This window comes from Roseovarius roseus, assembly GCF_043355935.2.
In the GTDB taxonomy this organism is placed as follows: domain Bacteria; phylum Pseudomonadota; class Alphaproteobacteria; order Rhodobacterales; family Rhodobacteraceae; genus Roseovarius; species Roseovarius roseus.
In genome coordinates, this window is the sequence record NZ_JBHFPE020000002.1 from 290,712 (window position 1) to 302,267 (window position 11,556).

11 protein-coding genes and 1 tRNA gene are annotated in these 11,556 nt (G+C 65.5%); 6 read left to right on the top strand and 6 right to left on the bottom strand.

The window, feature by feature from the left end; translation table 11 throughout:
• Positions 1-2: 2 nt before the first annotated feature.
• Positions 3-1,937 (bottom strand): putative bifunctional diguanylate cyclase/phosphodiesterase, encoded by a 1,935-nt coding sequence (locus tag ACEWPL_RS05310; RefSeq protein WP_393933864.1) that lies wholly within the window; start codon positions 1,935-1,937, stop codon positions 3-5.
• Positions 1,938-2,054: 117 nt separating this feature from the next.
• Here ACEWPL_RS05310 and ACEWPL_RS05315 point away from each other — a divergent pair, with 117 nt between their 5' ends.
• The 4 genes from ACEWPL_RS05315 (at position 2,055) to ACEWPL_RS05330 (ending at position 5,320) form a co-directional block, all read left to right on the top strand.
• Positions 2,055-2,666 carry a nicotinate-nucleotide adenylyltransferase gene (locus ACEWPL_RS05315; RefSeq protein WP_393933867.1) on the top strand — a complete coding sequence of 204 codons (612 nt, stop codon included), beginning with the start codon at positions 2,055-2,057 and terminating at the stop codon, positions 2,664-2,666.
• Positions 2,667-2,743: 77 nt separating this feature from the next.
• The gene (dacB, locus tag ACEWPL_RS05320; RefSeq protein ID WP_393933869.1) at positions 2,744-4,228 is read left to right on the top strand and encodes a D-alanyl-D-alanine carboxypeptidase/D-alanyl-D-alanine endopeptidase; all 1,485 of its coding nucleotides are present in this window, start codon (positions 2,744-2,746) and stop codon (positions 4,226-4,228) included.
• Positions 4,229-4,345: 117 nt separating this feature from the next.
• Positions 4,346-4,419 (top strand) — tRNA-Cys (locus tag ACEWPL_RS05325).
• A 214-nt stretch (positions 4,420-4,633) separates the two neighbouring features.
• Positions 4,634-5,320: an SDR family NAD(P)-dependent oxidoreductase gene (locus tag ACEWPL_RS05330; RefSeq protein ID WP_393933871.1), complete on the top strand. Its 687-nt coding sequence runs from the start codon at positions 4,634-4,636 to the stop codon at positions 5,318-5,320.
• Between the two features lies 1 nt (position 5,321).
• Here ACEWPL_RS05330 and ACEWPL_RS05335 read toward each other — a convergent pair whose 3' ends face one another.
• From ACEWPL_RS05335 to ychF, 3 genes are all read right to left on the bottom strand, one after another.
• On the bottom strand, positions 5,322-6,530 hold the full coding sequence (locus tag ACEWPL_RS05335; protein WP_393933873.1) for a pyridoxal phosphate-dependent aminotransferase: 1,209 nt from the start codon (positions 6,528-6,530) through the stop codon (positions 5,322-5,324).
• A 60-nt stretch (positions 6,531-6,590) separates the two neighbouring features.
• Positions 6,591-7,523 carry a glutaminase gene (locus tag ACEWPL_RS05340; protein WP_393933875.1) on the bottom strand — a complete coding sequence of 311 codons (933 nt, stop codon included), beginning with the start codon at positions 7,521-7,523 and terminating at the stop codon, positions 6,591-6,593.
• Positions 7,524-7,604: 81 nt separating this feature from the next.
• Positions 7,605-8,702 carry a redox-regulated ATPase YchF gene (ychF, locus tag ACEWPL_RS05345; RefSeq protein ID WP_393933877.1) on the bottom strand — a complete coding sequence of 366 codons (1,098 nt, stop codon included), beginning with the start codon at positions 8,700-8,702 and terminating at the stop codon, positions 7,605-7,607.
• A 120-nt stretch (positions 8,703-8,822) separates the two neighbouring features.
• On the opposite strand from ychF, the gene trpA reads away from it, so the two are divergent.
• Both trpA and ACEWPL_RS05355 read left to right on the top strand, forming a co-directional pair.
• Positions 8,823-9,614: a tryptophan synthase subunit alpha gene (gene trpA, locus ACEWPL_RS05350; RefSeq protein WP_393933879.1), complete on the top strand. Its 792-nt coding sequence runs from the start codon at positions 8,823-8,825 to the stop codon at positions 9,612-9,614.
• A gap of 12 nt (positions 9,615-9,626) precedes the next feature.
• On the top strand, positions 9,627-10,082 hold the full coding sequence (locus ACEWPL_RS05355) for a methylated-DNA--[protein]-cysteine S-methyltransferase (protein WP_393933881.1): 456 nt from the start codon (positions 9,627-9,629) through the stop codon (positions 10,080-10,082).
• On the opposite strand, the gene ACEWPL_RS05360 is transcribed toward ACEWPL_RS05355, so the two are convergent.
• On the bottom strand, positions 10,079-10,747 hold the full coding sequence (locus ACEWPL_RS05360) for an NYN domain-containing protein (RefSeq protein WP_393933883.1): 669 nt from the start codon (positions 10,745-10,747) through the stop codon (positions 10,079-10,081). The genes ACEWPL_RS05355 and ACEWPL_RS05360 overlap by 4 nt on opposite strands.
• Positions 10,748-10,850: 103 nt before the next feature.
• Positions 10,851-11,546 carry a CDP-alcohol phosphatidyltransferase family protein gene (locus tag ACEWPL_RS05365; RefSeq protein WP_393933885.1) on the bottom strand — a complete coding sequence of 232 codons (696 nt, stop codon included), beginning with the start codon at positions 11,544-11,546 and terminating at the stop codon, positions 10,851-10,853.
• Positions 11,547-11,556 lie beyond the last annotated feature (10 nt).

Below are 11,556 nucleotides of genomic sequence, written 5' to 3' on the forward strand. Positions count from 1 at the left end.
ATTCAAATGGATGTATCGCGCCGCCGCCCTTTACCGTCTGTGGCATTCGGGCGGGGCGGGGGATCGCAGGGCGCTTCGAGGCCAGAGGCGAGGCCGCGCGGCATCGTGATGGGCGCGGCAAAGGGCGTATGCGCGCGCAGCCATCCCGAAAGGTCCGGCAAGGGCATGGGCCGCGCCAGACCATAGCCCTGCACCTGCGGACATTTGGCGCGGCGCAGGATGTCCAACTGATCCTGGGTTTCCACGCCCGCCGCGATCACGTCGACCCCCAGGAGCGCGCAGAGCCTGATGATCGAGCGGGTGATGACCCGCGCCCGCGCGTCATGGCCAAGACGGCAGATCATCGTGCGGTCCAGCTTGATCGCGTCGATCGGTGCGGCGGACATATGGGCAAGGCCCGCATAGCCGGTGCCGAAATCATCCAGTGCGACCCGAACGCCAAGGCGGCGCAACGCGGTGACGGCGCCGGTGACGTCCAGCGTTCCGCGCGTCATCATCGTCATCTCGAGGATCTCGACGCAGACGGCCTGCGGCGGCAGGCCGCGCGATTGCAGCCCCCAGTCCAGAAGGGCCGGGTAATCCGCATCCGCCAGAATTGAGCTGGAGACATTAAGCGACATCACCAGATCGGGAAAGCCCTGCGCCCGCAGTTCGCTCAGCGCATCAAGCGCCGCATTCATCGCATGGTAGTCGATCTCGCTCAGCAGCCCGGCTTGTTCGGCGGCTGGCAGAAAGGCGGCCGGGGCCAGCATTCCGCGCCCCGGATGCCGCCAGCGGAGCAGCGCCTCGCAGCCGGTGACGCGGCTCTGCGCCAGATGCGCGATGGGCTGCAGGTGAACGCAGAACTGGCCCTGCTCGACCGCCAGCTTCAGATCGTGGGCAAGGCGCTGTCCGTCGCGGTGGCGGCGGCCCAGTTCGGGCGTGTAGAGAACGGCGCGCCCGCGCCCGCGATCCTTGGCGCTGTAGAGGGCCTGATCGGCCTGCCGGATCAGCGCCTCACCATCTATGACGTCGCTCCCCGCGCCGGGCATGCTGGCCCCGACCGAGATACCGGGCAGGATGATCTGATCTTGCCACGCCAAAGGGCGCGTGGCGGCGTCCAGCACCGCCTGCGCCCGGCGCATCAGGCGCGTGCGGTCGCCGATATCAAGGCAGACCACCAGGAATTCGTCCCCGCCGGTGCGGCAGGGCAGGTCCCGCTCCTCGGCGGTATTGGCCAGCGCGGCGGCGACATGGCGCAGCACCGCGTCGCCCGCCGCGTGGCCCATCGTGTCGTTGATGTCCTTGAACCGGTCGAGATCCAGTTGCAGCACGCCCATGACCCCCGCGCGCAGGCTGGTGCGCGCAGGGGGGGAGGCCAGGAAATCCGACAGCCTTTTGCGATTGGCAAGGCCGGTCAAATCGTCATGATGGGCGGCATGGTCCAGATCCTCGGTCATGCGCTGCAGCGCCATCTGCACACGCACCTCGTCCGAGATGTCGCGGCAGGTGACGACCACCATCTTCTGTGTATCGCCCGGCCCCAAGTCGATCAGCGCATGGCTTTGCTGGTTCCAGAAAAGGGTGCCATCACGGCGCATATGCCGGGTCACCCGGTGCTTGCGAAAAAGCGAGCTGCCGGGATCGTAGCGAAACTGCGCCAGCGCCGCGGGGCCGGGGCGCGCCTCGGGCGGTGTGATCAGCTCGGCCGGATTGCGGCCGCGCACCTCGGCCAGGGTCCATCCCAGCATCCGCTCCAGCGCGGGGTTCATCCACAGGATGCGCCCGAAAATATCCAGCAGGACGATACCGTCGCGCGTGTGGTCCAGAATCAGCCCGGCCAACCACGGGCTGGCCGCCCCGTCCGCCGAAACGGGGGGCACGGCAGACGCGCGGCCCCGCCGATCTGTGGGGCCGGTCCCGCCGGCCGGGATCTGATCATGTTTAGTGCGCGGCACGCCGTCACCTGAATACTTGTCAACGTGAGGCGAGGGTGCCGTAGCGCCGTTAATATCCGGTGGCCTTCATTCGGCTTTCTGGCTAGAAATATTGACGAATTTTAGGAGTTTCCGGAAATGACGCCTGCGGGCCGCCCTCTTTGCCTGCCGCCTGCGCGGCCGGGCCGTGTCATCGGCCTTCTGGGCGGCTCGTTCGATCCGCCGCATGCGGGCCATGTGCATATCACGCGCGAGGCGCTGAAACTCTTTGGCCTCGACGCGGTCTGGTGGCTGGTCAGCCCCGGCAACCCCCTGAAGGAACGCGGACCCGCCCCGCTGGAGCGGCGGATGCAGGCCGCGCGCAAGATCATGCAGCACCCGCGCGTTCACATCAGCGACGTCGAGGCGCAGATCGGCGCGCGCTATACCGCCCGCACCATCGAAGCCCTGCGCGCGGCCCGGCCGGACGTGCATTTTGTCTGGCTCATGGGGGCGGATAACATGGCGCAATTCCATCTCTGGCAGGATTGGCGCCAGATCATGGAAAACGTGCCTATCGGTATCCTAGCCCGTCCGGGTGCGCGGCTGGCGGCGCGCGCCTCGGTCGCGGCGCGTATCTACGAACATGCGCGCGTGCCCCTGGGCGAGGCCCGCAGGCTGGGCCGGATGCGGGCGCCGGCATGGTGCTTTGCCAATGTGCCGATGATGGCGCTGTCCTCCACCCGTTTGCGCGCCACCGGGGCATGGTGACGCGCCCGCGCAAACGTGAGCGCACGCGCCGCAGAAGGCGATTGCGGCCCGTCCCGCCCTGCGGTTAAATCCCACGCATGACATATCCGTTCTCACGACGTCTTTTCCTGGGCGCTGCGCTGTCGGCGCTGGCCGCCGGCGCGCAGGCCGGGGCACCTGCGGTATCGCTGCGCCCTCAGCTGCGCCCCGACAGGCTGGGCCAGCCGCCCGATTCCGCCGCGCTGATCGAGGCGGCCCGGCTGGACGGGCGCGTGGGCTTTGCGGTGATCGACATGACCACGGGCACGGCTCTCGAGACACGCGAAGGCGCTGACGGCTTTCCACCGGCCAGCGTGACCAAGGCGATCACGGCGCTTTATGCGCTGGATGCGCTGGGGCCGACCTATCGGTTCACCACGCGGCTGATGGCGACCGGGCCGGTGGTGGATGGCATCATCCAAGGCGATCTGGTGCTGGTCGGGGGCGGCGATCCGGTGTTGGATACCGACGCGCTGGCGACGATGGCCGCAAACTTCAAGGCAGCGGGCGTGAAGGGTATTACCGGCGCCTACCGCGTCTATGGCGGCGCGCTCCCGTTCGAGCGCGTGATCGACGCGGCGCAGCCGGCCCAGGTCGGCTATAACCCCGCGCTCTCTGGGCTGAACCTCAATTTCAACCGCGTGCATTTCCAGTGGGAAAAGGGCTCGGGCGGGTATGCCGTTACGATGGATGCCCGTTCGGCCAAGTATCGCCCCGAAGTGCAGGTGGCCCGGATGAAGGTCGCTGACCGCTCCAGCCCGATCTTTACCTATACCGATGGCGGGGATCACGATCAGTGGACCGTCGCGCGCGGCGCGCTGGGCAACTCGGGCGCAAGGTGGCTGCCTGTGCGCCGCCCGGCAAGCTATACGGGCGAAGTCTTTGGCAGCCTTGCCCGCGCGCAGGGCATCAAGCTGGGCGCGGCCGTCCCGCAGGAGGATGCGCCGTCGGGCGACACGCTGGTCACCCATCTCAGCGATCCGCTGCCGGACATCCTGACCGGAATGCTGAAATATTCCAACAACCTGACAGCCGAGATGGTGGGCATGACCGCTACGCTGGCGCGAACGGGCAGCGTCACCTCCCTTGCCGCCTCGGCGCGCGAGATGACAGCTTGGGCCCGCGGCGATCTGGGGCTGGAAGGCGCCAGCCTGGTGGACCATTCGGGTCTGGGCGACGCCTCGCGCGTCAGCGCGCTGGCGCTGGCCAAGGTGCTGACCGCTGCGCATCGCAGCGCCACGCTTCGCCCCATGCTCAAGGAATTTCGGATGCGCAACGCGGATGGCGGTTTCGATGATCGGCATCCCGTGCGGGTCGAGGCGAAGACCGGCACGCTGCACTTCGTCAGCGCGCTGGCCGGCTATGCCACCGGCCCGTCGGGCCGACCGCTGGCCTTTGCCATCTTTGCCCATGACGCGGATCGGCGCGCCGCCGTCGCGGGCCTCGCCGATGACAGGCCCCCCGGCGCCGCTGGCTGGAACAGGCGTGCCAAGGGTCTGCAACAGGCCCTGATCGAGCGCTGGAGCGCGGTCTATGGCGGCTAGCCTCCCTGTGCGCGAGCGGCGGGGCGTGCTGACGCTTTATCCAATGTCACGCGTCAATGCGAAACCGCCCTTGCACCGCGCTGCGCCATCCACTAATTGAGGCCTACCACCACGGCAGGCGAGTTGGCGGAGTGGTGACGCAACGGATTGCAAATCCGTGTACACCGGTTCGATTCCGGTACTCGCCTCCACATCTTCAATCAGGCATTTAAACGGCGCGCACTGGGAGCTTTGTGGTATCGGCCCGATCGGGGCGATAGCTGGGCCGTGCCGCCTATGTTGGCGGGACCTAGTTCGGCGACACCTTGTCGATCTTGATCTTCTTCGGCATTGCGCCGCCGCGCGGTTGCCATCGTGGCGCGAGCGGCACAGGATGCGGTGAAGGCAGAGCAGGGAATGTGGGTGATGGAAAAGGTTGCGTTGATATCCGGGGGCAGTCGCGGGATCGGGGCCGAGGTGGCGCGCCTTTTGACGGATGACGGCTGGCGGCTGTCGCTGGGTCTGCGCCGTCCCGAAGAGGCTGATGCGCGCTGGCAGGGCCACCACGTTTCCCATTTCGATGCCATGGAAGGGAATGAGGCGGCATGGGCGGAGGCGGCGCTCGAACACTATGGGCGCATCGACGCGGTCATCTGCTGCGCGGGCATCATCGAGGCCAAGGACGTGATTGCGGTGAGCGACGATGCGCTGGAGGCCATGCTGGAGATCAACGTCAAATCACCCAGGCGGCTGGTGCGCGCCGCGTGGGAGGCGCTGAGCGCATCCGGCGAGGGGCGTGTGGTGATGCTGGCCTCGCTCTCGGGCAAGCGGGTCGCCTCAGCGGGCAGTGGCGCCTATTCCATGACCAAATTCGCCGCCGTCGCGCTGACTCATGGCATAAGGCAGGCGGGCTGGGATCAGGGCATCCGCGCGACCGCGATCTGCCCCAGCTACGTCAATACCTACATGGCGGCCGCGATCACGGAGTTCCCGGCAGAACAGATGACCCAGCCAGGCGACGTGGCACGGATGGTGAAACTGGCGCTCGATCTGCCGAACACGGCCTCGGTCGCGGAGATGACTGTGACTTGCCGCCGCGAAGCGCAGTACTGACCTAGCGCAGGCTGGTGCAGAAGGCCTCGATCCGGTCCATCGCCTCGGTCAGTTCGGCCTCGGAGGCGGCATAGCTGACGCGGAAATAGGGGCTTTGCCCGAAGGCCGCGCCATGCACACAGGCGACGCCGCCCTCCTCCAGCAGGGCCATCACGAAATCCTCATCCGTATCGATACGGCGGCCCTTCGGCGTGGTTTTTCCCAGAAACGCCTCGCAGGATGGGAAGACGTAGAAGGCACCGGGCGGGGTAGGACAGTCGATGCCGGGAATGGCATTTAGGCGGCTGACCACCAAATCGCGGCGCCGCTGGAACGCTTCGCGCTGACTATGGATTGCGTCCTGCGGTCCGGTCAGCGCCGCATGGGCCGCCCATTGGCAGGGCCGCGCGGCGCCGCTGGTCAGTTGGCCCTGCACCAGCGCCATGGCGTTGATCAGTTCCTGTGGCCCTGCGGCATAGCCGATGCGCCAGCCGGTCATGGCGTAGGCTTTGCTGACGCCATTCATGGTCAGCGTGCGGTCCTTCATCGAAGGCGCGGCGGCGGCCATCGTGGCAAAGGGCATGCCGCCATAGATCAGATGCTCGTACATGTCATCGGACAGCACCCAGACGTCAGGATGCCGCTCCAGCACCTCTGCCAGCGCGCGCAGATCATCGGCCGAATAGACCGCGCCCGAGGGGTTCGAGGGCGAGTTGAGGATCAGCCATCGGGTCTTGTCGGTGATTGCCGCCTCCAGCGCCGCGGGGGTCAGCAGGAAGCCGTCCTCCGCATGGGTAGGCACCACCACGGGCACGGCGCCTGTCATTTCGACCTGCTGGGTATAGCTGACCCAGTAGGGGGCTGGCACGATGACCTCGTCGCCGGGGTCGAGCGTGGCCAAGAGGGCGTTGGCGATCACCTGCTTGCCGCCGGTGCAGACGATCGTCTGCGCGGCGCTGTAGTCCAGCCCGTTCTCTCGCGCGAATTTCTGCGCGATGGCTTCGCGCAGTTGGGGAATGCCGGGGATGGGGGTGTATTTGGTCTCGCCCCGCGCCACCGCCTCGGCGGCGGCGGTCTTGACGTGGTCGGGGGTGTCGAAATCCGGCTCGCCGATGGAGAGGGAAATGACGTCCTGCCCCGCATCGCGCAGATCACGCGCCTTTTGCGTGATGGCGATGGTCGCCGCGGGCTGGATGCGCGACAGGGCGGTCGATTTGCGAAACTGGGTCATATGCGGGCCTTTCCTGCGTTGGTCAGACCATCGGACAGGCGCCCGCAAACTGCAAGCGGATCAGGTGCCGAAGACGGACCAGCCGGTGAAATTGGCCAGACGTTGGGCCGCCTCGGTGCCGACCTTGGAATTGCCGTAGTAGTTGAGGCCGGGCGACCAGACCGCGATGGACGCCTTGCCCGGCGCGATCATCAGGATGCCGCCGCCAACGCCGCTTTTGCCCGGCAGGCCGACGCGGAAGGCAAAATCGCCCGAGCCGTCGTAATGCCCGCAGGTCATCATCAGCGCGTTGATCCGGCGTGCCCGGTCCGATGAGATCAGACGCGGCGCCCCCTCCAGCCCGGCCAGCATCCGGCCCGACTGCGCCAGTTGGTCGGTCGTCATGGCGATGGCGCATTGGTGCATATAGGTGCCCAGGGTCATATCGGGCTCGTTCACCATGTTGCCGAAGGAATAGAGGTAATGCGCCAGCGCCGCGTTGCGGTGGCCCGTCGCCTCCTCGGAGGCGGCGACGTGTTTGTCGATATAGATATCGTCATCCTCGGCGGCGTAGCGGATGAATTGCAAGAGTTCCGCCAGCGCCTCGCGCGGCTGCCGCTTGTCCAGCAGCGCGTCGGTGGTGACGATCGCGCCCGCGTTGATGAAGGGGTTGCGCGGGCGGCCCTTTTCCTGCTCGAGAAGCGCGATGGAGTTGAAGGCGGTTCCCGACGGCTCGCGCCCCACACGGCCCCAGAGCGTGTCGCCGATGCGGCCAAGGGCGGCGGCGAGGGTGAAAACCTTGCTGACGCTCTGGATCGAGAAAGGCTTGGTGTGCTGGCCCGCCGAGATCGTGCGCCCATCGGCCATCGCGACCGATATCGCGAATTGCGCGGGGTCCACGGCCGCCAGTTCGGGGATGTAGTCGGCAGGCGTACCCCAATCGGCGGCGGCGTGCATGTCGTCGTTGAGGCTGAGGAGGAAGTCCTGCAGCCCCTCGGGGAAGGTCTCGCTCATGGGCGGGCGCTCGCCCGGCTCATGTCGCTCTTGGTGGCTCGGTCGCTCGTCGTCATCCGGCTCTCCTCCCGGCGCGCGCCTTCAGGTGTTGAAGAGGAAATGCAGCACGTCGCCATCCTTGACGATATACGACTTGCCCTCGGCGCGCATCTTGCCCGCTTCCTTTGCCGGTTGCTCGCCGCCGAGGCGCACGAAATCATCATAGGCGATGGTCTCGGCCCGGATGAAGCCGCGCTCGAAATCGCCGTGGATGACGCCTGCGGCCTTGGGTGCGCTGGTGCCAGTGCGGATCGTCCAGGCGCGCGCCTCCTTGGGGCCGACGGTGAAATAGGTCTCAAGATGCAGCAGCTCGTAACCCGCCTTGATGAGGCGCGACAGGCCTGCCTCGTCCAGACCCATCTCGCTCAGGAACATCTCGGCCTCCTCGGCGTCGAGCTGGCTGATCTCTTCCTCGATCTGGGCGCTAATGACGACATGGGCGTTACCCTCGGCGGCGGCCATCTCGGCCACCTTTGCCGAAAGGGTATTGCCCTCCGCCGCGTCCGACTCGCCCACGTTGCAGACATAAAGCACAGGCTTGGTGGTCAGCAGTTGCAGCATCTTCCACGCGCGGCGGTCCTCGTCATCGACTTCGACTGTGCGGGCAGGCTTGCCCTCTTCCAAAGCTGCCAGCGCAGATTTCAGCAGACGCTCCTGCTGGACCGCCTCCTTGTCACCGCCGCGCACCTTGCGGGTGATGTTCTGCATTCGCTTCTCGATGCTGTCGATATCGGCCAGCATCAGCTCGGTCTCGATGGTCTCGGCGTCGGCCACCGGGTCGATCCGGTTCTCGACATGGGTGACGTCGCCATCCTCGAAACAGCGCAGCACATGGGCGATGGCATCGACCTCGCGGATATTGGCGAGGAACTGGTTGCCAAGGCCCTCGCCCTTGCTGGCGCCTTTCACCAGCCCGGCAATGTCGACAAAGGTCATCCGCGTGGGAATGATCTGCTTGGAGCCCGCGATCTCGGCCAGGGTGTCCAGCCGCGCATCGGGCACGGCTACGTCGCCCACGTTGGGTTCGATCGTGCAGAAGGGGAAATTTGCGGCCTGCGCGGCGGCGGTGCGCGTCAGCGCATTGAAGAGCGTCGATTTGCCCACATTGGGCAAGCCCACGATACCCATTTTGAAACCCATGACGCCGCTCCCGATGCAAAAGTCACGGCATCTAGGGCAGAGCGGCCCTTGGCGTCAACCAGCCATTGATTTCCTCGGCCTCTTGCGCCAAACCCGAAGCGATCAATCAGAGGGACCGCCATGAGCCGTATCGACGCCAAATTCGCCGAGTTGAAGTCCGCCGGGAAAAAGGCGTTCGTGTCCTATGTCATGGCCGGGGACCCCGATTTCGACACTTCGCTGGAGGTGGTCAAGGGGTTGCCGGGCGCGGGTGTCGACATCATCGAGCTGGGCCTGCCCTTTACCGATCCGATGGCGGATGGCGAAACGATCCAGCTGGCTGGGCAGCGCGCGCTAAAGGCAGGCATGACGCTGAAGCGGACGCTGCAGATGGCGCGCGAATTCCGCAAAGGTGATAACACGACTCCCATCGTGCTGATGGGCTATTACAACCCGATCTACAATCACGGCGTGGACAAGTTCCTGGTGGACGCAAAAGAAGCCGGTATCGACGGGCTTATCGTCGTCGACCTGCCCCCCGAGGAGGATGAAGAACTATGCATCCCGGCGCAGGCGGCGGGCCTCAACTTCATCCGGCTGGCGACGCCCACCACCGATGACAAGCGTCTGCCCAAGGTCATGCAGAATACCTCTGGCTTCGTCTACTACGTGTCCATCACCGGCATTACCGGTGCGGCCGCGGCCGAGGCGAAGGACGTGGCGCCCGAAGTGGCGCGCATCAAGGCCGCCACGGATCTGCCCGTTATCGTCGGGTTTGGCATCCGCACGCCCGAGACGTCCAAGGCCATCGCGGGCGTCGCCGATGGCGCGGTGGTTGGCAGTGCCATTGTGGCCAAGCTGGCGGCGGGCGACAGCCCCGCCAAGGTGCTGGAGTTCGTCAAGGGGCTGGCCGACGGCGCCCATTCCGCCTGACGGGCGCGCAGAATGCCCAGCGCCTCGATCAAGACGCCGCTCGGCGCGCTTTGCGTCACCGAAGAGCATGGCGCGATCACGTCGCTCGCTTGGCATGAAGCGTTTCTTCAGGCTGACACGCCTCTCCTGCGCCGGGCGATTGAGCAACTGAACGCCTATTTCGCGGGCGATCTGACCCGGTTCGATCTGCCCACCCGCGTTACTGGCAGCGCCTTTCAACGCGAGGTCTGCGCCGCCATCGCCGCGATTCCGCACGGACAGACGCGCAGTTACGGTGATTTGGCCAAGGCGCTGAAGGCCCCCGCTCAGGCAATCGGCACCGGCTGCGGCGGCAACCCGATCCCGATCATAATCCCCTGCCACCGGGTTCTGGGCACAAACGGGCTGGGCGGATTTTCAGGCAAGGGCGGGGTCGAAACGAAGGTCTGGTTGCTGAGGCACGAGGGGGCGGGCGGGTTGCTGATCTAGGTCTCCGCGAAACCGTCGGGACGAAAACGCACAAATGCGTCGGGGCCGCGAGGATCCAAGTCATAGAGGGCAGGACGCGCGGCAAGGTAGGCGCGCCAGTTAGGGGGGGAATTCAGCCCAGTGCCGTGCAAGTTTCGCATCCTGGCGCCCAACTCGCAAATCTTCATCCCGCGTCCTTTCTGGCTGTACTGACTTATCATGGTGCGGATGTCGTGATCCATTTGGGACGCATCGCCCTTAGTCCGCGTTTCCGTCGCATTAGGGACTTTCTCGAGAACGGAAAAAGCAGAGCAAGCCTGTCGAAAATTCTCAGGCGCCTTCGTCTCGCCCATACCCAGCACGTGCAGCCCACGCTCGCGCTGTCGATGTGCAAGATGCGCGAAATCCCCGTCTGACGTGGCGATCACGAACGCGCTCAACTCACCGGTCAGCGTCAATTCCATCGCATCAATGCACAAAAGGACGTCTGCCGCGTTCTTGCCCGCACCTGCGTGCATCAGGCGGTAACCCGGGGTGTTCAGCCAGTCGCAGGAGGGGTGCATCCCGGCATAGACGCGCGCCACATCAATGCGGCCCAGTTTGCGGGCCCGAGACAAGATTTCATTCGCGTGCGCCGCATTGATGTTGTCGCCATCGACCAGAACGGCGATCCGCCTTGCCTCCATGTCAGCGCCCTTTCGTGAATTCGCATCTTGCGAAGAGCTATCGGGGCAATGGGGCAGGAGTTTGGCGAAATACGGGACAGGCCGGAAACTTAGCCCTTAGCTCTCAGCCCTTTCGCTCGGGAACGATCTGCTGCACGATCCCCGCGCCCAGCAGGTAGACCGAGCTGATCACCAGCCCCCAATGCGCCCAGCTTTCGGGGTGGAAATCGACCCAAGCGGCCCAGCCGGCAAAGAACGTCCAGACAAAGATCATGGGCAGTGAAATCGCGCGCCAGCGCTTGGTGCGCACGGGATGCACGAATTTCAGCGGCAGGAACATCCCGACGGCTAGCACCGTGACAAGGCCGAGCGTGAACCAGAAGGGCGGCGCAGTGGCGAACAAGACCAGCACCAGCATGTTCCAGCAGCCGGGAAAGCCCTGAAAGGACTTGTCCTCGGTCTTCATCCCGCGATCGCAGAAATACATCGCGCTGGCGAAGGTGATGAGGATGATCGCGGCCCAGCCCGTCCAGCCTGGCAAAAGGCCCGATTTGAAGAGGGCGAAGGCCGGGATGAAAGCGTAGGTGATGAAGTCGATGATCATGTCGAGCAGGTTGCCGTCAAAGCGCGGCGCATATTTGTCGACCTCGTATTTCCGGGCAAGCGGGCCATCCGCACCGTCGACCGCGAAGGCGACGACCAGCCAGACATACATCAGCCCCCATTTTTCATCTGCCGCCGCCAGCATGGCCAGCATCGCGAACACGATGCCGGTGGCGGTGAAAAGGTGGACGAGGAGGGCTTTGATTTCGCGTGTCATGGCGTCCCTA